The sequence below is a fragment of the Duganella sp. Root1480D1 genome (assembly GCF_001427305.1).
Taxonomy (GTDB): Bacteria; Pseudomonadota; Gammaproteobacteria; order Burkholderiales; family Burkholderiaceae_D; genus Rugamonas.
Genome location: NZ_LMFZ01000011.1, coordinates 19,161 through 44,054 on the forward strand (window position 1 = coordinate 19,161; position 24,894 = coordinate 44,054).

The 24,894-nt window shown below is 62.6% G+C and carries 21 protein-coding genes; 5 read left to right on the plus strand and 16 right to left on the minus strand.

Annotation, left to right across the window (positions count from 1 at the left end; all coding sequences use genetic code 11):
- The first annotated feature begins 15 nt into the window (after positions 1-15).
- Complete coding sequence (locus tag ASD58_RS12175) at positions 16-771, plus strand: spermidine synthase (RefSeq protein WP_057261440.1); 756 nt, start codon at positions 16-18, stop codon at positions 769-771.
- Between the two features lie 186 nt (positions 772-957).
- The gene (locus ASD58_RS12180; protein WP_229209967.1) at positions 958-1,587 is read left to right on the plus strand and encodes a Crp/Fnr family transcriptional regulator; all 630 of its coding nucleotides are present in this window, start codon (positions 958-960) and stop codon (positions 1,585-1,587) included.
- Between the two features lie 4 nt (positions 1,588-1,591).
- Here the strand turns inward: ASD58_RS12180 and ASD58_RS12185 are convergent, their stop codons facing one another.
- On the minus strand, positions 1,592-2,215 hold the full coding sequence (locus ASD58_RS12185) for a Crp/Fnr family transcriptional regulator (protein ID WP_082565377.1): 624 nt from the start codon (positions 2,213-2,215) through the stop codon (positions 1,592-1,594).
- 92 nt (positions 2,216-2,307) lie between these two features.
- On the minus strand, positions 2,308-3,792 hold the full coding sequence (locus ASD58_RS12190; protein WP_057261441.1) for a PLP-dependent aminotransferase family protein: 1,485 nt from the start codon (positions 3,790-3,792) through the stop codon (positions 2,308-2,310).
- 70 nt (positions 3,793-3,862) lie between these two features.
- On the opposite strand from ASD58_RS12190, the gene ASD58_RS12195 reads away from it, so the two are divergent.
- On the plus strand, positions 3,863-4,507 hold the full coding sequence (locus tag ASD58_RS12195) for a pyridoxamine 5'-phosphate oxidase family protein (protein WP_057261442.1): 645 nt from the start codon (positions 3,863-3,865) through the stop codon (positions 4,505-4,507).
- Positions 4,508-4,539: 32 nt separating this feature from the next.
- Here the strand turns inward: ASD58_RS12195 and ASD58_RS12200 are convergent, their stop codons facing one another.
- The 11 genes from ASD58_RS12200 to ASD58_RS12250 form a co-directional block, all read right to left on the minus strand.
- Positions 4,540-5,328 carry a PPK2 family polyphosphate kinase gene (locus ASD58_RS12200; protein ID WP_057261443.1) on the minus strand — a complete coding sequence of 263 codons (789 nt, stop codon included), beginning with the start codon at positions 5,326-5,328 and terminating at the stop codon, positions 4,540-4,542.
- Positions 5,329-5,354: 26 nt separating this feature from the next.
- Entirely contained in the window at positions 5,355-7,031 is a 1,677-nt protein-coding gene (locus ASD58_RS12205) for a hypothetical protein (protein WP_057261444.1), read from the minus strand.
- Positions 7,028-9,097, minus strand: a complete 2,070-nt coding sequence (locus ASD58_RS12210) for a DUF4175 family protein (protein ID WP_057261445.1) — start codon at positions 9,095-9,097, stop codon at positions 7,028-7,030. Before ASD58_RS12210 ends, ASD58_RS12205 begins: the two co-directional genes overlap by 4 nt.
- Positions 9,081-10,073 (minus strand): hypothetical protein, encoded by a 993-nt coding sequence (locus ASD58_RS12215; RefSeq protein ID WP_057261446.1) that lies wholly within the window; start codon positions 10,071-10,073, stop codon positions 9,081-9,083. Before ASD58_RS12215 ends, ASD58_RS12210 begins: the two co-directional genes overlap by 17 nt.
- Entirely contained in the window at positions 10,070-10,960 is an 891-nt protein-coding gene (locus tag ASD58_RS12220; protein WP_057261447.1) for a DUF58 domain-containing protein, read from the minus strand. The genes ASD58_RS12215 and ASD58_RS12220 overlap by 4 nt, the downstream gene beginning before the upstream one ends.
- 3 nt (positions 10,961-10,963) lie before the next feature.
- Positions 10,964-11,965 (minus strand): MoxR family ATPase, encoded by a 1,002-nt coding sequence (locus ASD58_RS12225; protein ID WP_057261448.1) that lies wholly within the window; start codon positions 11,963-11,965, stop codon positions 10,964-10,966.
- Positions 11,962-12,582: a DUF4159 domain-containing protein gene (locus tag ASD58_RS12230; RefSeq protein ID WP_057261449.1), complete on the minus strand. Its 621-nt coding sequence runs from the start codon at positions 12,580-12,582 to the stop codon at positions 11,962-11,964. Before ASD58_RS12230 ends, ASD58_RS12225 begins: the two co-directional genes overlap by 4 nt.
- A 3-nt stretch (positions 12,583-12,585) precedes the next feature.
- The gene (locus ASD58_RS12235) at positions 12,586-13,920 is read right to left on the minus strand and encodes a TldD/PmbA family protein (RefSeq protein WP_057261450.1); all 1,335 of its coding nucleotides are present in this window, start codon (positions 13,918-13,920) and stop codon (positions 12,586-12,588) included.
- Between the two features lie 11 nt (positions 13,921-13,931).
- Complete coding sequence (locus ASD58_RS12240) at positions 13,932-15,569, minus strand: TldD/PmbA family protein (protein WP_057261451.1); 1,638 nt, start codon at positions 15,567-15,569, stop codon at positions 13,932-13,934.
- Positions 15,570-15,638: 69 nt separating this feature from the next.
- Positions 15,639-16,976 carry a TldD/PmbA family protein gene (locus ASD58_RS12245; RefSeq protein WP_057261452.1) on the minus strand — a complete coding sequence of 446 codons (1,338 nt, stop codon included), beginning with the start codon at positions 16,974-16,976 and terminating at the stop codon, positions 15,639-15,641.
- Positions 16,977-16,991: 15 nt separating this feature from the next.
- Positions 16,992-18,626, minus strand: a complete 1,635-nt coding sequence (locus ASD58_RS12250; protein WP_057261453.1) for a TldD/PmbA family protein — start codon at positions 18,624-18,626, stop codon at positions 16,992-16,994.
- A 307-nt stretch (positions 18,627-18,933) separates the two neighbouring features.
- On the opposite strand from ASD58_RS12250, the gene ASD58_RS12255 reads away from it, so the two are divergent.
- Complete coding sequence (locus ASD58_RS12255) at positions 18,934-19,749, plus strand: class I SAM-dependent methyltransferase (RefSeq protein ID WP_057261454.1); 816 nt, start codon at positions 18,934-18,936, stop codon at positions 19,747-19,749.
- Between the two features lie 3 nt (positions 19,750-19,752).
- Positions 19,753-20,610 (plus strand): ABC transporter substrate-binding protein, encoded by an 858-nt coding sequence (locus ASD58_RS12260; RefSeq protein WP_057261455.1) that lies wholly within the window; start codon positions 19,753-19,755, stop codon positions 20,608-20,610.
- Positions 20,611-20,768: 158 nt separating this feature from the next.
- On the opposite strand, the gene ASD58_RS12265 is transcribed toward ASD58_RS12260, so the two are convergent.
- The 3 genes from ASD58_RS12265 to ASD58_RS12275 form a co-directional block, all read right to left on the minus strand.
- Positions 20,769-22,376, minus strand: coding sequence for a serine hydrolase (locus ASD58_RS12265; RefSeq protein ID WP_057261492.1), 1,608 nt, complete (start codon positions 22,374-22,376; stop codon positions 20,769-20,771).
- Between the two features lie 2 nt (positions 22,377-22,378).
- Positions 22,379-24,220 carry a M1 family metallopeptidase gene (locus ASD58_RS12270; RefSeq protein ID WP_307177428.1) on the minus strand — a complete coding sequence of 614 codons (1,842 nt, stop codon included), beginning with the start codon at positions 24,218-24,220 and terminating at the stop codon, positions 22,379-22,381.
- A gap of 65 nt (positions 24,221-24,285) precedes the next feature.
- On the minus strand, positions 24,286-24,852 hold the full coding sequence (locus ASD58_RS12275; protein ID WP_156401254.1) for a hypothetical protein: 567 nt from the start codon (positions 24,850-24,852) through the stop codon (positions 24,286-24,288).
- Positions 24,853-24,894 lie beyond the last annotated feature (42 nt).

Consider the following 24,894-nt stretch of genomic DNA (forward strand, 5'->3'; position numbering starts at 1 on the left):
GGTAAACTGTCGGCCATGACTTCCCGCCGATTTGACCAGCCTGGTTTTCCTCCCGCCACCATCACCGAGTTCGAAGGTGTCCGTTCACTGCACCTGGGTACTTCCTGGGTGCAGGGCGCCATGCGCCTGTCCAAGCCCGACATGATCGAGCTTGAATACGTGCGCATGATGATGATATGGACGCTGTTCCTGCCCGCCCCCCGCCACATTGTCCAGCTCGGCCTGGGCAGCGCGGCCTTGACCAAGTTCAGCTACCGCCAGTTTCCCAAGGCGCGCGTGACCGCGATCGAACTCAATCCGAATGTGATTGCGATATGCGAGGAAAAGTTCGCCCTGCCGCCGAATGACGGGCGGCTCGACGTGCGCCAGATGAACGCCATGGATTTCGTGCTCGACCCGCGCAACCACGGCACGGTGGACGTGCTGCAAGTCGATTTGTACGACGAAGAAGCGCGCGGCCCGGTGCTCGACACGCCGGAGTTCTACCAGGCTTGCTTCGACTGCCTGGGCCCGGACGGCATCATGACCACCAATGTATTTGGCGATTTTGACAACTACGGCAAGAACCTGCAGCACATGGAGCTGGTATTCGACGCCGTGGTATGGCTGCCCGAAGTCCACGACGCCAATATCGTGGTGATCGCCTTCAAGCGCTCGCCTTCGATCGATTTCTCGGTGCTGTACGACCGCGCCAACCAGATCAGGAAATCGCTTAACCTGAACGCGCGCCCATGGGTGGATGGCATGCGCGACTGGATGGCCAACGCGTAGTATAGCTACATGCGCCGCCGCCATCCGTTTAAATAGTTGAAGATTATCAGGTAGTTACTAAAATTAGCTGGCGTCATGCAACAGTTTGTATATCAGGATTGCCCGGCTCGTTTCAGTGGTTTATATTGCGGGGCCTGTGGTTTCAGGCAAGAAACAATATTGTCATAAAGACCAAGAGTTACCGCAATGTCCGAAGCATTCCTAAAGCAGCGAGAAGAATTCAGCGAATACTCGATGAGCCGTATCGGCGTATCGCGCGCAATGTTCGATGAATTCAACCGCATCCTGGCCCCGCATGTCGTCGAGGTGCATTTCCGCAAGGGCGAGTACCTGCAGCGCGCTGGAGTCCCGGCCAGCGTGGCCTATTGGCTGTACCGCGGCGTGGCACGGCGCGGCATGATTACCAAGGACGGCAGCGATGTGACGATGGCGTTTTCATCCGAAGGCGATTCCTGCGGATCGCACCATGACTTGCTGGCGGCGCAGGACGGCCAGCCGGCGCAGGAATTCATTATCGCGGAAACCCCGGTGACGGCGATTCGCGTGGAGTGGGCCACCATGGCGCGCCTGCGTGAAGAACACAGCCTCATGCGCGAGTACTACCTGAAGGTATCGGAGCACTCGATCCGCCGCTATTCGCAAAGCTGCCTGGTGCGCAGCATGACCTCGGCCAATTGCCGGCTGGCGGCTTTCCGCGAACAGTACCCAGGGCTGGAGCAGCGCATTTCGCAGAAATCGCTGGCCTCCTTCCTGGGCATTACGCCGCAATACATGTCCACGCTCCTGCGGCAGGAGCAGGAACGCGGCGGCGACTGAACTTTTACGCAGCGTCCTGTTCGCGGCGCATGAGCTGCGACAGGTAGGCCGGCGTGATCTGCAGGTAGGACGCCAGCACCTTCTGTGAAATCCGGCGTTCCAGGTTCGGATACTCCGCCCTGAAATTGGCCAGGCGCTCTTCGGCGCTCGATGCGGTGTGCGTAATGAAGCGGCGCGCCTGGCTGCACACGGCAAATTCCAGGATGCGCGTCATGTAGGCCGTCAGCACCGGGTGCTCGCTGCGCGCCATGCTCATCTGCTCCCAGTCGAAACGGAAGCCCTGCACCGAGGTCTCGGCGACGATGAAGGAGCGCGCCGGCAGTTCGCCGCGCATTTCCAGCAGGTCTTCGTAGGCGTTTGCAATATGGCTTTCGGTGGCGAAACGCATGGTGACTTCGTTGCCGCCTTCGCTGACATAACCGACGCGTGCCACGCCGCCCGTCAGCCAGAACACCTCGCGCGAGGTCTGCCCCACGTGTTGCAGCAGTTCGCCGCGGCGCGCCGAAAACGGCACCGCGAGCGGGGCGATGCACCGGCTGGATTCGTCAAACAATTGTTCGTCGACGGCGTAGCGCGCCATCATGTCGGCCTTGAAATTCTGCCGTAGCTTCAGGAAATGTTGATTCATTGCGCCCCAGTATTCGTTTTTTGTTTTTGACTACATCTGGTCAGGCCAGATTTACTTCATTCTAAAAACAAGGGGCGCGCGGTTTCGATCAACTATTTGAACTTTCTGTAAAAATTTTCATACGCCGTTAAATGAATGACACCGGCCAGGCGCTTGACCAGGCCATCCACCTTGCCGGGGTCCACCTGGCCATAGCCCAGGGCCAGTCCTTGCCAGTTGCACTGGCCGGCCACGGCATGCACGCTGAGGGCGTTGGCGATCATGCCTTCCTGTTCGAGGGCGCGGCGGCCGATCTCCACGTCCGACAGGCGCGGGTCTTCCCAGCGCAGCGCAAGGTGCATGCCGGCCGACGCGCCCTGCACGCTGGCGATGCTGCCCAGGTGCCTGTCCAGCGCTTCCACCAGGGCGTCGCGCCGCTCGCGGTAGACGCGGCGCATGCGCCGCAGGTGCAGGGCGAACTGTCCGCTACGCAGGAATTCGGCCAGCGCAAGCTGGTCGGCAGCACGGCCGCGCGAGGCCGATTGCTGGCGCATGGTGGCCAGCGGTTGCACCAGCCAGGGCGGTACCACCAGGTAACCGATGCGCAAGCCGGGGAACATGGTTTTGCTGAAGGTGCCGCAATACAGCACCGGGGCATCCGGCTGCAGGCCCTGCATCGATGCCAGCGGCGGGCCGTCGTGGCGGAATTCGCTGTCGTAGTCGTCTTCGATGATCAGCGCTCCGCAGGAACGCGCACCGTCGATCAGGGCCATGCGGCGCGCCAGCGACAGCACCGTGCCGGTCGGGTATTGGTGCGATGGCGTGGTGTAGATCAGGCGCGGCGGGCGCTCTTTCCAGTCCGCGGGACGCGGCGCGATGCCCTCGTCGTCGACATCGATCGGCTCCAGTTTCAGGCTGGCGGCGCGAAAGGCGGCCATGGCGCCGCCATAGCCGGGGTTTTCCATCCACAGCGTTTCGCCGGCGTCGGCACAGGCGCGGCCGCACAGGTCAAGGCTGCTTTGGCTGCCGTCGGTGATGAACACCTGCGACGCTTCGCAGATCACGCCGCGCGAGGCGCGCAGGTAATCGGCAATGGCTTCGCGCAGCACCGGCTCGCCGCACGGATCGCCGTAGTTCAGCTTTTCGGTCGGCAGCGAACGCCAGGCGCGTTCCAGCAGCCGGCGCCACAGGCCGATCGGGAAGCTGGGCAGGTCGGGTACGCCCGGCACGAAAGGCGTGCCGCTGGCAGCCGAAGCAGTGCTGTGGCGCAGGTTCTGCGCACGCTGCGACAGGCCCTTGTAAGGCACCACCACGCTGGCCTCGCGCTGGCGCGCCGGCGCCACGGCAGCCACGATGGTGCCGCTGCGATCGGTCGTCACATAGCCTTCGCTGGTGAGCTGTTCGTAAGCGTACAGCACGGTGTTGCGCGCCACGCCCAGTTCGCAGGCCAGGGCGCGCGTGGCGACCAGGCGCGTGCCCGGGGCCAGCGTGCCGTCACGGATGGCGGCACGCAGGCATTCGTGCAGCAGGCGTTGGCGCGGCCAGCCATGGTGGCCGTGGCTGGCGGTGAAGTTTGAAATCAGCAGCGAATAGTCCAAGCGTGGCTCCATGGTTTTACATGCCCCTGGACCTGTTACAGGGGCCAGCAGGACATTATAGTCCGATGCCATGAACACAACACTTCCCCCATCCGACCGCACCCGCGTGCGACGTGGCGCCGTCAATGCCGCCTATGACCCTGAACTGGTTCGCGCCATCGTCGATGCCGCCTACATTTGCCATATCGCCTTCAGCGACGGGCAAGGCACGCACTGCATCCCGACCGCCTGCTGGCGCGAGGGCGAGCACCTGTACATCCACGGCTCCAACGGCAGCCGCATGCTGAAGCAGTTGATGGCGCAGGACGCCTGCGTCACCATCACCCACCTGGACGGCCTGGTGCTGGCGCGTTCGGCCTTCAACCATACGATGAACTATCGCTCGGTGATGATTTACGGCCGCTTTGAGGCCGTGGACGAAGCGGAGCAGCGCAACACGCTGGACGCCTTCATGGATCACCTGGCGCCGGGCCGCCGCCTTGAAGTCCGCGGCGGCAACGACAAGGAGCACGCAGCCACCACGGTGCTGCGGCTCCCGCTGGCCGAAGCGGCATGCAAGGTGCGCAGCGGCGGGCCGAATGACGATGAGGAAGACATGGGCATTGCAGCCTGGGTGGGCGAACTGCCATTCGTGCAGCTGCGCACTGCACCGGTTGCCGATCCGCTGTGCCAAGTTACGGCGCCGGCGTATGTCCTTGATTGGGAGGCCAAATAAGCGCCATTACCGTCCGCCAGGCAGCGGCATGACTAGCGCACTTTGAGCTTCAGCAGCCGCTTGTCGGGTGGCGGCCAGTCGAGCCGCATGCCGCGCAGGGTTTCCAGCAACAGGCGGGCGACCACTTCGTTTCGATAGCGCTTTGAATTCGCGGGAACCACATACCATGGCGCGTGGCCGGCGTCGGTCTCCGTGATCGCATCTTCGTAGGCCTTCTGGTAGTCGTTCCAGAGCTCGCGCTGCTTCAGATCCTCGGGATCGAACTTCCAGTGCTTGTGCGGGTCGTCCACCCGTTCCTGCAGGCGTTCTTTCTGTTCGTCCTTTGAAATGTGCAGGAACAGCTTGACGATGGTGGTGCCGCTTTCGGCCAACATGCGCTCGAAGTCGCGGATCTGTGCATAGCGGCGCTTGCATTCCTGCGGCGTGATCATGCCGAGCACGCGGGTGATCAGCACGTCCTCATAGTGGCTGCGGTTGAAAACTACGATTTCGCCGGCTTTCGGCGCTTCGCGGTGGATGCGCCACAGGAAGTCGTGCGCGGCCTCGATCTCGGTCGGCGCCCGGAACCCGACGGCGCGCAGGCCCATGGGATTGATCCTGCTGAACAGGTGGCGCACGGTGCCGTCCTTGCCGGAGGTATCCGTGCCTTGCAACACGATCAGCAGCTTGCGTTTGCGCTCCGCATACAACATCTCCTGCATGTCGGAGATGTCGTCCAGCATCTTGTCCAGCAATCCCTTATCGGGCTTGCTGTCCGCTTTCGCATCCTTGTCGCGCAGCCGCAGGTCAGGTTTGGCCCGGAATTGGTCGATCGCTTTCATGCAACGACATTAGCACGGCTTGCGGCTCAGCGGCGCTCACGCCACCACAGAAGCAACACGCTGACGGCGAACGCGATACCCAGCAACCAGCGTGGCACGGCAGTCGCCCACAATTGCGTCTCGCCTGCGCGCGGCGTGGCGCGGGCGGCCGGATCGGCGGCAGCATTGGCGACCGGCTGGCCGCTGCGGCTGGCGTAGCGGGCCGTCGCATCGTGGCGCAACGCAGCCTGCCATTCCGGCCAGTCTTTGGCACCGAATACGTAGACCGCGTTTTCGGCGCCGCCGCTGCGCACCGGCAGCCATCCAGCCGCGCGAGGCCAGAGCGCCACGCAAGCGGCATCCGCGCGCTCGTCGCGGGCCTGCCAGCGCATCGCTTCCTGTCCCACCGTGACTTCGACCCCTGTTGCCACGCCTTGCGCGCACACCTCGGTACGCAACCCGGCTAATGGCATGGGGTCGGCGTCGAGCCAGCGCACCTTCTGATCACTGTCCAGCGCGGACAGGTCGATGACTTGCTGCCACCACTGGCCAAGGGCAGCCGGCTCGCTGATGGCGTGCTTGTGCCAGTCCCGGATTCCCAGCCACAGGACGCGGCCCTTCTGCCAGTCACGCTGCCACAGCCATGGCTTGCCATCCTTGTCGCGCGCTATGGCCTGCCATCCGCCGCCGCCTGCCGGCACATGCGCACCTGGTGCGAAAGCCAGCGTGGCGCCTGCAAACGCCAGGTGGCGCACGTCTTCCTGCTCGGTCGTGACCGACTGCGGCGCAAGCTTCAGTCCAAGTTCGCGCTGCCACAGCGCGGGCTGGTCGGCATTGCCGCCCAGGACCAATAACGGCAGGCCTTGTGCGGCCTGGGCCAATGCGCCGCGCAGGCCGCCGCGTTCCAGCCAGGCCGCATCGGCCACCAGTGCATTCGGGTGGGCCAGCGGGGCGCGTGCCTCCTCATTGCGTGTCAGCGACTTGCCAAGCGTGGTTTGCCAGTCGACGATTGCGTTCGAATCTGTCAGCAACTGGTTCAGCACACGCGCATCGAAGGACGGGGCGCCGAAGCGGCCCTGCACTTGCAAAGGGACGGCGTCCTGCACGCGCAGCGGCACCGGGCCTTGCGCAATGGGCTTGCCATCCTGGTCGAGCAGGCGCGCTTGCAAGACCATCGCTTCCGCCATTGGCGGTTGCCATTGGACGGTCAAGGCTTCGGCCGCCGCGGAGGCGCGCGACTCGGACAGCACCTGGCCATTCTCGGCCAGCAGTTGCAGGCGCCAAGCGGCTTGCGGGACATTGCGCCGCACAGTCAGTGCAAAGCTGCGGCCTAGAGGAAGGGAGCGCGGAAAGTCCAGCCATAGCAGGCCTTCCTTTGCCGGCGCCCACTGGATTGGGCGCACCGGCATGTCGCGCCATTGCGCCTCGTGCAAGCCTTGACCTTGCACTTCCAGCACGGTACTGCGCGGCGCCGCCGGCAATTGCGCCAGTGCTGCCGCAAGGCGGTCGTCAGGCGCTGTTGGCGACGCTCCCGCAGTCGCCAGGACTAGCGGCTGCGGGCCGCCAACCGGTGCCGGCGGCGCGGCGAGCAAGGTCGCCAACGAGGCGCCAGCCGCCACGGCCAGCGCTGCGTCTACCCAGCGCTTCTTGCGCAGGTAAAGCAAAGCGCTCACCGTCCCGGCCAGCATTGCGCCACCGTACAGGAAGTTGATATCCACGTTCACGGCGCGCCCTTCCCTCGCAATGCCTGCCCAAATTTGGTTTGCGCCTGCGGGCGCGCCTGCAGCAGCACCATCGGCTTCTCCACCGTTGTGCGCAGCCAGGCCCGCAACTGGGCACGGCATGGCAGGCAACCATCGGCCACATCCTGCACTGCGGCCAGTGCAGACAGGCGTTGTTCGCCATCACTGATACGCGCCACGGCTTCGCGCGCTGCCTTGCTCCACAAGGCGGGAAGCGCGCCATCGCTGCCGAGGGCCTGCACCAATTCGCGCACATCGGCCGGGACAAACTCGGTAGCCGTGCCTTGCGCCCGGCGATAGCTGGCGGCACCATTCATCTCGCCGGTCATGCGTTTTTCTTCCTTGATGGCGGGTGGCACAAAGGCGGTGCGGTGCAGGTAAACGCGTTCGGCCTGCTGCAGCTCCTTGATGGCGCCAAGTGCCTTGTACTCTGGCGGCAAGGCCGGTTTCGGTGCGATCGCGCGCAGATGTTTCTCTGCGTCCCACATTGCCCGCAACGCGCGGCGCAACACTTCCTTGGTCGCCGGGTCGAAGATGGTGGCATTGCCTTCCTGGTCATGGGCATGGCCGAACTCGGCGGCGATGTTGCCGGTGCCAAAGCCTCCAGGACCCTGGGTGCTCGCGCCACCGTGCTCGTGGCCATCGGCGTCGCCCTGTCCTTCATCGCCGAACAGGGAAGATTCTTCGCCGAGGAATTGACCGTAGCGCAGGCGCAGCTTGGCCTGGTCGCCGGCGATCCTCTCGCTGCGGGCGCGTAGTTCAGCGGCGCCGAGGCGCGGCGAGTCGGCAAGCAGTTGTTCGGTGTCGATGATGATCTGGCGCTGGCTGCGCAGGTTTTCCGGCTTCACCATGGATGGCAAGGCTGTCGACTCCAGCGCTTCGTCTTGCTGGCCGGGCAGGCGCAGCGTGTAGGTCGGCGATTGGGCGATATGCGGGACCGGAGCGTTGTCGCTTGCGCGCACGAAGAAATACAGTTCATCACCAGGCTCCATGCCGAGTTCTTTCAGCATCCATTGCTTGTTCCAGCTACGCTTGCGTGGATCGTTTGATGCGGGAAGCGGCGTTTCCTTGTCGGTGAAACGGATGTTCTCCCCGCTGCCGCGCGCGAGCGTCATATGCAAGGTGGCTTTAACGACCGCATAGTCGTCGCTGACGCTGACGTTGATCTGCGCGCTTTGGGCGTCTGGCTTCAGGACCGTTACCGATTCGTTTGGCGCGGCAATGGCGACCTGCGGCGCCTGGTCGGGTGTTACGCGGATCGTGTAGCGCTGGCTTGCGTTGCGGCGGCTGCGCCAGAAGGTGGAATCGCTGGCGATCCATTCCGCGCATTGGCCTGCTTCGGTTTGCAGGGTCTGGCCGTCGCCAAGTTCGATGGTGGCAGCGGCATTGATGGCACACCAGCGCAATTTGCTGTGCTGGGGGACCAGCAGGTCGCGCGGCGCGCCTTCGCTTGGCTTCACGCCTGTGTACGGCGGAGGTTCGGCATGCAGCTTGATGCCGGCTGCGGCGATGGCCGCCTGCACTGCCGAGCCGTTTCCGGCCGGTGCCGCGTAATGCGGTCCATGTGCTGCGGCATAGCCCCAGGCGCCGATGGCGGCGGTCACCGCTAACGCTAGCGGGATGGCGTTGAAGCGGACTTTCTGCTTTGCGATGCGGCGCAGGCGTTCATCGCTCAGGGCCTGGTCAATGCGGGCCAGCAGACGGTTGCGTTGCAGCTTGCCGAGCGGGCTTTCCGGGGCGGCGGCCAACATCGCACTACTGTCTTCCAGCTCGGGCACGGCGTCGTTCAGCCAGGATGGAAGTTGTTCGTCGATTCGCTTGCGCCAGAGCGCGAAGTCGATTGCGGCCCAAAGCATGGCGGCGGCAGCCAGTGCGAGGGGGACGGTGATCGTAACGGGCCTGGCGCTGCCGAAGGCGCCGGCGAGTATCGATGCAGCCAATACGGCGGCGGGCAGCAGCGGCAGCAGCCAGCTTGCACTGCGCCGGCGGATCAGGGCTTGCAGCATGCGTTGGCGCACGCCAGCCAGGTGGTCAGCGGCGGCGGGCATGGGCCAGGATCCTTTCGACTGCGAACAATGCCAACAGGACTAGTGCCAGCCATTCGGGCGAGCGGGCCAGCGGTGTGGGCAGCGGCTTCGTGCGCCCGGCCTTGATGGTTTGCGCGGGCATTGGATAAGGGGCTGCTTGCACGGTGGCGGCCTGCCAGCGCTCGTAGAGCGCGCGGGCAGCGTCGACGTCTTGCAGCGGCCATTGCGGGGAGGTCCAGGCCAGGCCTTGCGGGGTTTGCGTTTGCCCGGTGCTGTTGGCGGTGCGCCACCAGAGGGCGGCTTTCCAGGAGGTCGGCGGTTCCTTGCCGGGGCGGTCCCAGACGATCAGCTCTGTCGCTGCCGTCGGCGTGTCGGAGATGAGGTAGCGGTTGACGCCATCGGCTGCGGTGCTGAAAGCCGCAAACAGGGCTTGCCAGCGAAGCAGGCGCTCGGCTGGCGCGGATACAACGACGTGCCGTTCGCGGGGAGGTGTGCGTGGCGCGGTGGCGGACGGCGGGGCCAGGCGCAGTTCGACGGCGTGGGCCAGGCGCGGGGGGAGCGCAGGCATGCTGGCGTGGGGGGCGAGGATGAGGAAGCGCGCCTCGGGGCGCCATTCGTGTTCATTACGGGCCAGCCAGTTCCACAAGTCGGCGGGTAACGGCTCACGGGCCGCCACGCTCATGCCGGCGGATTGCACCTGCTGCACCGCCCACGGTGACGATTCGAGCGCCGGCGAGACGAATACCGTATCTCCTTTCCACGGCATGGCAAGCACCGCCATCCACGCGATCAGTACCGCCAGCAACGCCAGCCGCACCAACAGGAGCAGCACCTCCGACCAGCGCAACACCCGCTGTTGTTGCGGCGCAGCTGCCGGCAGGAAGCGCGCGGTGGCGAGAAAGTCGGTCCGCGTGCGTTCTCGCTTGCGCATATGCCACCACACCGGCAGCAACAGTACCGGCAAGGCAAGCCACCACAAAGGCTGCATGCTGGTCATGGCCTGCGCGCCTCCGGCTTTCTCAACCAGGCGCGCAGGACTTCGGCCAGCGGCTGTTCAATCCGCGCCTCGCACAGAGGCACATCATGCTGGCGGCATGCGCTTCGGACAGCCGCGAAGTGCGACTCGAGTGCTGCATGGTATTGATCCCGGTCGGCGCGAGTAAAGCTGTGCAGGCGGGCACCCTCCTCCGGGTCGCGATACGCGCGGCCGGCGGCGAAGTTCGCTTCGACTTCGGCCTCGGTACGCAAGGCCAGCAAGCGCACGTCATGCCGCATATGGCGCAGGCGCACCAGCGCCTCCTCCAAAGGAGAAGGCCAGTCCAGCGCATCGCTGGCGGCAAACACCATGCTTTGCGAGCGTGCGAAATGCAGACTGGCCCGCAGTGTCTCGGCATCCGGCAATTCACCGGATGGGGTCGCGCGCTGCAAGGCTGCCAGCACGCGCTGCAAATGGCGCGGGCCGCGCGAAGCTTGCGTGAATTCCACTTTGCCATTGGAGATCACCAGCAACCCGAACGCATCGCCCTGGCGTTGCGCAATCGCCGCCACGCAAGCCAGCGCCGTGCGTGCATACCAATGCTTGCTCAAGCCATCCACACGCCGGCTTGGCTCCGCCATCGACGCAGTAGCATCCAGCACCAGCCAGCTCGCCACGTGGCTGTCGCGCTCCGCCTCGCGCACATAGTAGCGGTCGGCCCGCGCCAGCAGCTTCCAGTCGACGCGGCGCCACTCGTCGCCGGGTGCGTAAGCCCGGTATTCGGAGAATTCGACGCCGGCGCCGCGTTCGCGGCCCGCATGGATGCCATGACCGAGCCCCGCCAGCACGTGGCGGATCACCAGTTCAAGGTCGGCGGAATGCGCCAGCAGCGCAGGTGTTTCCAGCATTGCTTATTCGGGCTTGATTGCGTCGCGCAATGCGGCCAGGATGTCGGCGATCGCGATACCGTCAGCTTCCGCCTCGAAATTTCGCAGCACGCGATGCGCCAATACCGGCAACAACATGTGGCCAATATCTTCACGGGTCACCGCCAGTCGGCCCTGCATCAACGCACGCGCCTTGGAGGCCAACACCAGCGCCTGCCCGGCACGCGGGCCGGCGCCCCAGCCGACATGCTTTTTAATCGCTTCGACAGTCGTCTCGCGCGGACGGGTAGCGCGCACCAGACGTGTCGCATAGCGCAGCAAATGGTCTCCGATTTCAATGTCGCGCACCAGCGCCTGCAAGCGCAGCAGGGTTTCCACATCCATCGCCGGCTCGGCGTCTTTCAAACCGGCGTGGGTGGTTGCTGACACCATCGCGACCTCCTCATCTTCCGTTGGGTAGCCAACGTCGATGTGCAGAAGGAAGCGGTCCAACTGCGCTTCCGGCAGCGGGTAGGTGCCTGCCTGTTCGATCGGGTTTTGCGTTGCCAGGACGAAGAACGGGCGCGGCAGCTGATGGGTCTGGCCGGCAAAAGTCACCGAGCGTTCCTGCATCGCTTCCAGCAGCGCCGACTGCGTCTTCGGCGGCGCGCGGTTGATTTCGTCCGCCAGCAGCACTTGCGTGAACACCGGCCCTTGCTGGAAGCGGAATTCGCGCTTGCGCGTCGCATGGTCTTCTTCCAGGATTTCGGTACCGACGATATCGGACGGCATCAGGTCCGGCGTGAACTGCACGCGGCGGAATTCCATGTCGGTGGCCTGCGCCAGCGACTTGACCAGCAGCGTCTTGCCCAGGCCCGGCACACCTTCCACCAGCGCGTGCCCGCCAGCCAACAGGCAGATGACCAGCGAGTCGATCACTTCCTCCTGGCCGATGATGACGCGGCCCATGCTCGCCTTCAAAGCCTTTACCCTGGCGTGCAGTACGCCGATCTCGTTTTCGCTCCAGCCGCTTTCAGCCACGGTCATGCCCCCAACGCGTATTGAATGATATTGACAGCGAAGCGCGTGTTGTCGATTGCCAGCCAGCGCTTGTTGCGGAAGTCATAGTCCCACTCGCAGCCATAGTCCTTATTGCTATACAAAAGCCTGATGCGGCCACCGAATTCCACGGCCTTCAGGTAGTCGTGCACCAGGTCGTCGCCCCAGCCATTCAGCTCCATCCCGGTATTTGGCGGCCCATCGAAGTTGAAGAAGGCCGAATACAGCGGATGGTTGTTGGGGATCTTGTGCAGTGCCTTGAGGCCAAAGATCCGCGCCACTTCCGCCTCGAACGATTTCGCAAACAGGCCATCGATATCGTGATTGCAGTCGTCCACGAAGACGAAGCCGCCGCCCCGCACATAGCGCTCGAAGTTTTTGCGCTCGGCGGAGGTGAACTGCACCAGCTTATGACCGGCCAGGTAGCAGAACGGCGCCTCCAGCATCTTCGGATCGGACAGCGCAACGATGCGCTCAACGGGATCAACTTTCAGGGTGGTGTATTCGACCAGTGAGTTGAGCACATTGCTCGGCATCCGGATATCGACATCCCAATCGCCCGACTCGTAAGTCAGGCGCGTGAAATAGAAATCGTAGGCAGGCATTCCTTAAACCGCGTCGGACAACGACGTGAAGTTGAAGTCACGCACCTTCATGGCAGGAATCATCAGCTTGCGCGAATCGGTATCCCCGATCAGCACCGGGCGGCCCAGTTCATCGATATTGTTCAGCATCGAAACAGGGCTGTCGTTGAAGCGGAAGTTCTTGATCGGATGCTTGATCTTGCCGTTCTCAATGTAGAACGTGCCGTCGCGGGTCAGGCCGGTCAGCGCCACCGATTGCGGATCGACCATGCGGATATACCAGGTGCGGGTCACCAGGATGCCCTTCTTGGTCGAAGCAATCAGTTCTTCAGTCGACCTGGAGCCGCCCGCCATGATGATGTTGCCTGCCGGCGGAGTGGCCTCCTTGCGCTGCTTCTGCGCCCAGTAACGGTTGTAGTCGAGCGAGGTGATGACGCCGCCCTTGATCAAGTCACGGCGGGCGCGTGCCTGCATCGAGCCCTGGTCCCACGGCAGCACCGGCGCATTGGCGTCCCACGGGTCGGTCCAGACATTCACCTGCTCGTCGAACAGCTTGTCGCCCAGGCGATTTGCACCGCCCTTCTTGGACAGGAAGCTGCGGCCTTCATCCGCGGAACGCGCATCGAAGGCGCTGAACATGAAGTTAAGCAGGTCATTGGTGGCGGCGGGCTCCATCACCACGGTGTAGCGGCCCGGCTCCAGTGCCTTCGCATCCACCGAGCGCAGCGCCTTCTCAATCGCGATCTCGGAGGCCGCGCGCGGGTCGAACGCCTTCGGATCGTAGGCCGCGCGGTTGACCCAGCCTGAACCGCGGCCATCGTCAGTGCGCGTAGTCACGGTGAAATTCAGGCCACCCAGTTCCTGGAAGCCGAACACGCCGTTCGAGTTGGCGACACAGTCGAAACCGATGCTATCGTTGAAGAAGCCCGCGGCCTGCAGGCCGGCCTTCTTCGCCGCGTCGATGCTGGCGAAGGCCACGTCGGCCCGGTAATCCGGATTGAACGCTTCAGCATTGCGGTTGAAGGTGTTGGTCGCCCTGAATTCCTGCTTGCCTACGGCCGGCATGAATTCTGGATTATCCGGAGCCAGGCGCGCGATTTCTTCGGCACGGCGCACTGCTGCTTCCAGCGATTTGGCGTCGAACTGGTTGCAGGTGGCGGAACCTTGCTTCTTGCCGAAGGCGACGCTGACCACCAGGCTGGTGTCTTCGATCTGCCCGGCGGTGGAGACACTGTTGTTCGCGTAACGCACATTGCCCTTGCGGCTGCCGCTCAGGTTGATGCGGCACTCGTCGGCCTTGGACATGGCCATCACTTTGTCGCAGATGCTTTTTGCTTCGTCTTTGCTCAGGAGTTTCATCTATCGCGTCCTTAGTCAATCTTGCGGGCAGTGTTGATCACATTGATGCCATTGAAGCGCGTCGTCGAAGAGCCGTGCGAAACAGCGCTGACCTGGCTTGGCTGGCCTTTGCCATCGAAGAACGAACCGCCCATGCGCCAATCGCGCTGGTCGCAGGTGGCCGAACAGGAGTTCCAGAATTCCTGGGTGTTCGACTGGTATGCCACGTCGTTCAGCATCTGGCCGACCTTGCCATCCTTGATCTCGTAGAACAACTGGCCGCCGAACTGGAAGTTGTAGCGCTGCTGGTCGATCGAATACGAGCCGCGCCCCAGGATATAGATGCCCTTCTTCACGTCCTTCACCATCTCATCCACCGACAGCGGCTTCCTGCCGGCCTCCAGAGACACGTTGGGCATGCGCTGGAATTGCACGCTGCTCCAGGAATCGGCATACGAGCAGCCCTGCGATTCCTTCTCGCCCAGGATGTGCACCTGGTCGCGCGTGGCCTGGTAGTTCACCAGGATGCCGTTGCGGATCAGGTCCCACTTTTTCGAAGCCACGCCTTCGTCGTCGTAGCCCACGTTGCCCAGTGAGCCCGGGGTGGTCTTGTCGGCCACGATGTTGACGAGGTCGGAGCCGTACTTGAAGTTCTTGCCCTTCCACTTATCCAGCGTGGCGAAAGAGGTACCGGCGTAATTGGCTTCATAGCCCAGCACGCGGTCCAGCTCCGTCGCGTGGCCGACGCTTTCGTGGATCGTCAGGAACAGGTGCTCGGGGCTCAGCACCAGGTCGTATTTGCCGGGTTCGACCGATTTGGCCGACAGCTTTTCGCGCGCCTGCTTGCCAGCCGCCCTGGCATCTTCGATGATGTCGTAGCCGCCGTTGTATAACGGGGTCACGCCGCCTGCCGCACGCACCTTGTGCTCCGGCTTGGCGTCGAAGAATTCATAACCCATGCCGGCCGGTGAAGACAAGCCATCGCGCGTGCGGAATTTGCCGGTCGCCTTGTCGACCGCGGTGGCGGTGAACGGCGCCCACAGGCGGTGCACGTCCTGGTCGATGTAGGAACCATCGGTCGAAGCAAAGTATTTCTGTTGGTTGACCTGGAACAGGTTGGCGGTCATGAAGGACGCGCCGGCGTCCAGGCCTGCCTTGTTTGCGGCCAGCAGCATGTCGGCCTTTTCCTTGATCGGCACTTCGCGCCAATCCTTCTTGAAAGGCGTCTGCCATGCGACTTCGCCCACGCCCTTGACCGGCGCCAGTTGCACCGGCGAGGCCTGCAGGCGCGAATTGGCGCGCGCAATGGCGACAGCCTGGCGCGCGGCGTCGGCCACCGCATCCACCGTCAGCGCGTTGGTGGCGGCGAAGCCGTAGGCGCCATTGGCGACCACGCGCACGCCGACGCCGGTCGACTCGGTATTGACGATGTTCTCAACGCGGGTGTCGCGGGTGGTGATGAACTGGTTCAGGTAGCGGCCGATGCGCACGTCGCAGTAGCTGGCGCCAGCCTTGGTGGCGGCATTCAGCGCGGCGTCGGCCAGTTCTTTCTTGAACTTGCGCGCCATCGGATTCGCCAAATCTTCCGCGGCGATGGCATTGCCAAAGACGGGGACCAGCATGGTGCCGCCGGCAGCAGCGGCGACTTTCAGGAAAGATCTACGTTCCAATGTGTTACTCCATTCTTAAAACCGGTAAAGCAGTGTCAGACCCGCAGGGTCCGACACCGATTCGCGGTTTTAGACTGCGTCAGACAAAGAGGTGAAGTTGAAGTCACGCACCTTCATGGCAGGAATCAGCAACTGGAATTGCGATTCGTCGCCAGCCAGCACTTCCGGACGGCCCAGTTCTTCGATGTTGTTCAACATCGTCACCGGGCTTTCATTGAAGCGGAAGTTCTTCACCGGATGCTTGATCTTGCCATTCTCGATGTAGAAGGTACCGTCGCGGGTCAGGCCAGTCAGCAGCACGGTCTGCGGATCGACCATGCGGATATACCAGGTGCGGGTCACCAGGATGCCCTTCTTGGTCGAGGCTACCAGCTCCTCGGTCGACTTGGAACCGCCCGACATGATGATATTGCCCGGCGCGCCAATGGCACGCTGGTTCATCTTCTTGCCCCAGAACGGCGAGTAATTCATCGACGCGATCTTGCCGTTCTTGATGATGTCCATGCGTTCGCGCGCCAGCAAGGTCTGGTTGTCCCAGGGCAGCACGGGAATATCCTTGTCCCACGGGTCGGCCCACACGTTCACCTGTTCGTCGAACAGCTTCTCGCCCATGCGGTTGCCGCCGCCTTTTTTCGCCAGGAAGCTGCGGCCCTCATCGGCCGATCGCGCATCGAAGCTATTGAACATGAACGCCAGCAGGTCGGAGGTGGCGGCAGGCTCCAGAATCACCGTGTAGCGGCCCGGTTCCAGCGCCTTGGCTTCCGCCGAACGGATGGCTTTTTCCATTGCCACCTCGGCCGCTGCGCGCGGATCGAAGCGGGCCACGTCCTGCGCATCGCGGCGCACCCAGCCCGAACCGCGACCATCTTCGGTGCGCACGGTACAGGTGAAATCGATGCCGGTCTGCGACTGATGGCCGAACACGCCGCGCGAGTTGGCGATGGTCTCGAACGAGGACTGGTCGGTAAAGAAGCCGGCTGCGACCAGGCCTTTCTTCCTGCACGCTTCGATGCTGTAGGCGGCAACCTGTGCGCGGTACTCCGGATTGATCGCGTCGGTCGACTTGCTGAAAGTGTCGGAACCCTTGAACGCCTGCTTGTCCGGCGTAGGCATGAACTCCGGATTCTCCGGCGCCAGCTTGGCCAGTTCTTCCGCGCGCTGCACGGCTTTCGCCAGCGACTTGTCGTCGAACTCGTTGATGACGGCCGTGCCCTGCTTCTTGCCGAAAGCGACGGCGACGGACAACTGGGTGTTCTCCACCAGGCCCGCAGTCGATACGGCATTGCGCGCATAGCGGATATTGCCGGTACGGCTGCCGTTGATGGTGACGATGCATTCGTCGGCTTTGCTCAGCGACATTACCTTGTCGGAGATGCGCTTGGTCTCTTCCTGATTCAGGATCTTCATGGTTGTCCTTTACGCTCAGCCGATCTTGCGGGCAGTGTTGATCACGTTGATGCCGTTGAAGCGGGAGGTCGATGAACCATGCGACACCGCGCTCGACTGCATCGGCTGGCCTTTGCCATCAAAGAAGGAACCGCCCATGCGCCAGTCGCGCTCATCGCACATGGCGGTGCAGGCGTTCCAGAACTCCTGGGTGTTCGACTGGTAAGCCACGTCTTCCAGCATCTGGCCGATCTTGCCGTCCTTGATCTCGTAGAACATCTGGCCGCCGAACTGGAAGTTGTAGCGCTGCTGGTCGATCGAGAAGGAGCCGGCGCCCACGATGTAGATGCCCTTCTTCACGTCTTTCACCAGTTCGTCCGGGGTCAGCTTCTTCTTGCCCGCCTTGAGCGAAACGTTGGGCATGCGCTGGAACTGCACATTGCTCCAGGAGTCCGCGTAAGAGCAGCCGTGCGATTCTTTTTCGCCGATCACCGCCACCTGGTCGCGCGTGGCCTGGTAATTGACCAGGATGCCATTCTTGATGATGTCCCAATGCTTGCACTTGACGCCTTCATCGTCGTAGCCGACCGCGCCCAGCGAGCCAGGGATGGTTTTGTCGGCTTCGATGTTGACCAGGTCGGAACCGTACTTGAATTTCTTCGACTGCTGCTTGTCCAGCGTGGCGAAAGAGGTGCCGGCGAAGTTGGCTTCATAGCCCAGCACACGATCCAGTTCGGTCGGGTGGCCGACGGATTCGTGGATCGTCAGCCACATGTGTTCCGGCGACAGCACCAGGTCGTACTTGCCCGGTTCGACCGATTTGGCGGTCAGTTTTTCCTTGGCCTGGCGGCCGGCAGCTTTCGCATCCTCGACCAGGTCGTAGGTACGGTTGTACAGCGTGGCGACGCCGCCCGCTGCCTTGATCTTGTCTTCCTTGCGGCCGTCCAGGTATTCATAGCCCATGCCGACCGGAGTGCCCAGGTCGGAGCGGCTGCGGAACTTGCCGGTCGACTTGTCGACGGCGGTGGCAAAGAACGGCACCCACAGGCGATGCAGGTCCTGGTCGATATAGGAACCGTCGGTGGAAGCGAAATACTTCTGCTGGTTGACCTGGAACAGCAGGGACTGGATGAAGGAAGCGCCGGATTCCAGCGCGCCCTTGTTGGCGGTGATCAGCAGGTCGGCCTTCTCCTTGATCGGTACCGTGCGCCAGTCTTTCTTGATTGGCGTCGCCCACGACACTTCGCCCACGCCCGGGGTAGGTGCCAGTTGCACGCCGGCAGCCTGCAGCTTGGAGTTGGCCTTGGCGATGGCAACCGCCTGGCGCGCCGCGCCGGCCACCCCGTCCGGCGACATGTCGCTGGTCGCTGCAAAGCCGTAGGCGCCATTGGCGATCACGCGCACGCCGACGCCAGCCGACTCGGTGTTGGTGACGTTTTCAATGTTCAGGTCACGGGTGGTGATGAACTGGTTCAGGTAGCGGCCAATGCGCACGTCGCAGTAGCTGGCGCCGGCCTGGGTGGCCGCGGTCAGCGCGGTATCTGCCAGCATCTTCTTGAACTTCACTTCCACGGGCTTGATCAGCTCGTCGGCCGCAATGGCGCGGCCAAAAGGCATCATCATGGCAGCCATCGCACCGCCGCTCATGTTGAGGAATGCACGTCGTTCCATAGTCTCTCCAGGGTTATCGTTTTTACCTAAGACAGCTTGCAGGAGTCAAATCCTACGCAATTTTTATGCCATTGTGTAAAGCTTGTACAAAGCAGAAACAATTGCCGAAAAAATGGGGACGTACCCCATTTAAAGAAGCTTTCTCTTTAAATGGGGTACGTCCCCATTTTTTCGGCAATTGTGTCCGGGAGGTGTCCGCACACCGTCCGCGCGGACACTTGACCAAGCGGCCAGCTTGCCCGATCATCAAGGCCCGGGCGACCGGACCCGCTGTGTCGCCTGCCCAACGAAAAAAGGAGACTCCTGAATGAAACAGTACGTCCTGGCCGGCTTGCTGGCCGTTGGCTTCACCAGTTTTTCCGGCGCGGCTTTGGCAGATCCTGCCTTGAAAGCTGCAATCGCCAGCCCCACCCGCAACGCGGACAACGTCAAGCGCGACCAATTCCGCCATCCCTACGAGACCCTGACCTTCTTCGGCATCAGGCCGGGCATGACGGTGGTCGAACTGTCGCCGGGCGGCGGCTGGTACACCGAGATCCTCGCCCCCTACCTGCGTGACCAGGGCAAGCTGATTACAGCCGGCTCCACGCCGCAATCGGCCGATGAAAAAGTGCGCAAATCGGCCGAGCGCTTCCAGGAATTCCTGGCCAAACAACCTGGCCGCGACAAGGTGGTGCTGGGCGCCTTCGAACCGGGAAAAGGCTTGTATAGCTATGCGCCAAAGGGCAGCGCCGACATGGTGCTCACCTTCCGCAACATCCATAACTGGATCGGCACCGGCGACGAAAACATGAAGAAGCTGATGTCCAGCATTTACGACACCCTGAAGCCGGGCGGCGTGTTCGGCGTGGAAGAGCACCGCCTGCCGGCTGCCATGAAGCAGGACGCCGAAGCCAGCTCCGGCTATATGCACGAAGCCTATGTGATCAAGATGGCCGAGCAGGCCGGCTTCAAGCTGGTGGCCAAGTCCGAAGTCAACGCCAATGCCAAGGACGACGCCAACCACGAAAACGGCGTATGGGCCTTGCCGCCAACCTTCACCAACAAGGACAAGGACCGCGCCAGGTACGCTGCCATCGGCGAGAGCGACCGTATGACGCTGAAGTTCGTCAAGCCGCAGTAATCAGTGCTGACAAGGCTGCATCGCGCTGCCGCCGGCCTGTTGCTGGCGGCAGCATCCACCCTGGCTAACGCTGGCGACGCGGCCAATGCGCCGCTGATGCGCTTCGTGCTGCCTTCGGTCACTCCCGGCTCCGAGGTGCAGGTCACCTACTTCCACCTGCTGCTGCGCCTTGCGCTGGAAAAGACCGACGGCCCGTTTTCCATCGAGTTCTATCCCCACGAACTGACCAGCCCGCGGCGCGCCCTGGAACTGAAGCGCAATGGCGTGATCAACATCATGTGGGATGGCACCAACGCCCAGCGCGAACACGACCTGCTGCCGATCCGCATTTCGCTGGTGCGCGACTTGAACGATTACCGTGTCTTCATGATCCGCAAGGAAGACGAGGCGCGCTTCCGCGAAGTGCGCAGCCTGGCCGACTTGCGCAAGCTCACCGCCGGTGCCGGCGTCAACTGGCCTTCGGTGGACGTGTTGCGGCACAACGGCCTGCCGGTTGAAACCACGGTCAACTACAGTTCCCTGTTCCCGATGCTGAAAGCCAGGCGCTTCGACTACATGCCGCGCGGCGTGCACGAAGCGTGGGCGGAAGAGCAGGTGTATGGCAAGGATGGCTTGATGGTGGAACCAAGCATCTTCCTGCATTATCGCGTGCCGTTCTACTTCTTTGTCAGCAAGGACAATAAGGCGATGGCGCAACGGGTGGAGAGGGGATTGAAACTGGCGCAAGCCGATGGCAGTTTCGACAAGCTGTTGAATGGTTACCCGGCTTTTCAGCGCGCCCTGGCGGAAATCGCGGCGCGCAAGCGCAAGGTGTTTGAATTGGAACTTCCTAGCGGGACTGCAGGCGGCTCATCAAGGTAACAAAGCCATAGCCGGCAACGAACAGACCACCCAATACGACGGCAATTGAGACAATCAGGCTAGTCATTCATTCTCCCATGTGCACACGCCAGGCGACATTATGCTGCATGCGCACATGAAAGATTCTCACACTTCGTTTCAAGTTTGTCTGAATTTTGTCATTTTTTCACCGGAGTAAAGGACAAATCGGCGAAGTCATAGCTGAAATCAGTCTCGGTGGACACTGGCGCCATCTTCATGCGGTCGATCGAACCGTCCGGATTCAACGAGAACGTCACATAGGCATCCGCGTTGAAATTGCGCTCCTTCCAGCGCACGATGAAGGTGTCGTGCTGGAAGTGTTCCAGCGTGCCGGTCAAATCCGGCGTGCGGCTGAATGTCATGAGCTGCTTGCCGCCTTCCTGCCTGATGCTCACCGTGCCATACCAGTCATCCTTGTAGTCGCCGTTGTAGGAAGCCAGCGGCAGCGAAGGCTTGGAGGACGCCGCGCGGCCTGCGGTCAGCTTGCCCTGGCGTGCCAGTTCTTCCTTGTGCATTTCCGCTTCCTGCTCGGCATAGACCTTGATCCAGTCGGTCGGCGCCGCGCCCATGTAATTATCCAGGATGCGCCACTGCAGCGCAGTCATTGCCGGGCCGTTTTCCGCGTTGGTGAAGATGGCCACGCCCAGCTTCTCCTCCGGCACCATCACGATGCGCGAATAAAAGCCTTGCAGCGCGCCGCCGTGCATGGCGATCTTGCGGCCACGGTAGTCGCGCAGTTGGAAGCCCAGGCCATACGCGGCAAAGTTAGGCTTGGTGGCAGCCAGCGCCGGTTTCGGCTCGCTGATCTTCATCGGCGTTTGCTGGGTCCACATCTCGCGCGCCTGTTTGGCGCTGAAAAGCTGCTTGCCGTTTTCCAGCTTGCCTTCGTTGAGCAGCACTTGCATCCACTTGGCGATATCTTCCGCATTGGTCTGGATGCCGACTGCGCCCACGGCATTCTGCACCGGCATCGGCTTCACCACGGCGGCTTTGCCATTGATCTTGCTGTGCGGCGCCGAGTAATCGGCCGTCTTCAGCATCTCGTCGACATTGGTGGTAGTGCCGCTCATGCCCAGCGGCGCCAGGATGCGCTCTCGCGTCGTTTCTTCCCAGCTCTTGCCTGACTTCTGCGTGATGATCTTGCCGGCCACGATGTACAGCAGGTTGTCGTAGGCGTAGTTGTTGCGGAAGCTGGTGGCCAGCTTCACGTTGCGCAGGCGCTCGATGATTTCATCGGTGCTGAAGTTGGTGGTAGGCCACCACAGCAAATCGCCGGCGCCCAGGCCCAGGCCGCTGCGGTGCACCAGCAGGTCGCGCACCGTCATGGTGTGGGTCACATAAGCATCCGACATCTGGAAGCCAGGCAGGTGCCTGGTGACGGGGTCGTCCCAGCCAAGCTTGCCCTCGTCCACCAACTGCGCCAGTCCGGCAGCCGTAAAGGCTTTCGAGTTCGATGCAATTTCAAACAGGGTCTTGCCGGTCACCGGCGCCGGGTTGCCCAGCTTGCGCACGCCAAAACCCCTGGTAGCCACGACCTTGCCGTCCTTGACGATAGCGATGGCAATGCCCGGCACGTCGAACGTCTTCAACGCCAGGTTGACGTCGCGATCAAGGTCAAAGGCCGGCGCAGTGGTGGCGGCAGCGGCGACCGTACCCTCCGGTGCGGCGCCAACCGGCGCACTGATGGCAGCACTGGCCGCAAAGGCCAGCATGAGCAGGGTGGCGATTGGTTTCCTCAGCAGCATGATCATTTCTTCAGCAGTTTGTCGACGGAACCCTGGGTCTCAGGGTGGTAGCGCGAGCGCGCCCTGGCGTAGACGCCTTTGGCCCACGACGCCTCGTTCGGATTGTTCAGCAGCGCCTTGTACAGCGGGACCACGAACTTCTGGCGGCCGACGCTCATGAGGAAGGCATTCAGCGGCTCGCGCACGCCGTAGCCCGCATGCACGGACGCCAACAGGAAGCGGAAGCCGATTTCATTGTTCCTGGTGTCGCGCAGCTTGAAGGCTTCATCCAGCTCCTTCATCTGCGCGGCGTTGGCCTTGCCGTCGATGCCGTTCAGGAAGTGCATCCACTCCAGCGCGATCCACTGCTGCGTCTCCAGCAGGCTGGTGGCCAGTTCGCCTTTCAGCCATGCTTCGCGCTTCGCATCGAGCGCGGCCAGGCGCGTCGAATTCACGTACTGCGCACTGGCCGGGATGCCGCTGCCGTGCAGCCACTCGTCCAGCTCCGCGTCGCCCATGATGGAAGGATTCCTGGCCAGCAGGTTCTTGCGCAGGTAGTCGACGAATTCGTCGGTCGTCGCCGACTGGAAGGCGTGCTGGTCGAACCAGCCGCGCAGGAACGGATCGAACACTTCGCGGCCGGCGCGCTGCTCCAGCGTGTGCAGCAGCCAGGCGCCTTTCGGGTAGGCCAGGCCTTCGTCGGTGTAGGTGTCCGGATTGGTGTCGGCATCCTTGGTCAGCAAGGCCTGCTTGGCAGGCGGGATGTCCTTCAGCGAAGCCACGGCTTCGGCCTGCTCCACTTGCAGGTTCATGTCGGCCACGTCCTTGCCGTACAGGCTTTCCACGATGCGGGTCGTGACGTAAGTGGTAAAGCCCTCGTTCAGCCACCAGTGCTTCCACGAGGCATTGGTGACCAGGTTGCCGGACCAGCTATGCGCCAGTTCATGCGCAATCAGGTCGTTCAGGCTACGGTCGCCGGCAATCATGGTCGGAGTCAGGAAAGTCATGCGCGGGTTTTCCATGCCTCCGATCGGGAACGATGGCGGCAGCACCAACATGTCGTAACGCCCCCAGCGATACGGCCCGTACAGTGCTTCGGCGGCGTTGACCATCTTCTCGGTGTCGGCCAACTCGTAGGTAGCGGCATCGATGCGGCCGGGTTCCGCGTACACCGCGGTGCGCGGGCCGAGGTTGCGCAACTCGATTTCGCCGATGGCAATGGCCAGCAGGTAGGAAGGAATCGGCTGCGGCATCTTGAAGTCCCAGCCGCCCTTGCCGGTCGCATGCTGGTCGCCTTCCGCGCTCATCACCACGCGCATGCCGGCCGGCGCGTTGATGTGGGCGCTGTAGGTAAAGCGTACTGCCGGCGTGTCCTGCACCGGCGCCCAGGAACGTGCCTCGATCGTCTCCGACTGGCTGAACATGAAGGGGCGCTTGCCCGACAGCGTCTGCTCCGGATTCATCCACTGCAGTGCATTGGCGGTGGGCGCGGTGCGGTAATAGATACGGACTTTCTCAGGCTGCGCTTGCAGCGCGATGCGCAGTGCGCGTCCCTTCTTCGGGTCCTGCTTGTCGAGCATGAAGGAAGCCGGCGCCCAGCTGCCGCCCGGCTGCTGCACTTGCACGCGCGCGATCTTGAGCTGGCGGGTGTCGAGCACCAGTGTGCGCGCCGACTTGTCGATCCAGTTCAGCGACAGTTCCGCATAGCCGTCCAGCGTCTTGCGCGCGAAATCGGCTTTCAGGTCCAGGTGCAGGTCGGTCGTGCGCACCTGGTCATAGCGCGCAAAGCTCAGCGGGTCCTGCGCCCACGCAGGCAACGCAAACGCGGCCACCACGGCGGCGGCAGGCATAGACAGTCGGAACATGGCATCTCTCTGTTGTTACAAGCGCGCAGAGGATAGCACACCGCGCTGCACGCGACCGCCCTCAATCAATCATCCTTGCGGTTGTCGGCGCGATCGCCCCAGCCAGCTGCACGGCGCTGTGTTCGCGCCTTTTCCGTTGCCCGTGCAACGACACCCCACAAGTTGACCCTTTCACCCTTGCAGGTCCGGAGCGAGATGCCAAGGATATCGTCCGCAGCGAGCATCCGTTCCTGGAATTGCACGCCGGGGTCTTTCCCGTCATACCATTCCTTCAGCATCGTCGATGTCTCCGCACAGTAGTCGAACTCCGACATCCCGTGATTCGCAGTGAACCATACGCGGCCCCGCCGGTCGAATACGATGACGGCACTTCCCGGCCACCCGCTGTTGGACAATCCAACGAACATTTCACGATCCGGTGAAGGGTAGATATCGTCGAAAATCATGTCGTTCAGCGACAGCAGGAGGCGGCCTTTCTCCCACATTTTCAGCTTGAACTCCGGGCTCATCGGATCCTTGCGCGAATCGAATGACTGCGTGATCTTCACGCTGCCGAACACATAATCCTTCTTCTTGAACGTCCGCTCCATCGACGGCATGTCTGCGTTCGCAATACCTGCCAGCAGGAACATGCCCGCCCCTATGGCAGCGAGTTTCTGGACGAGGGTTCTCCT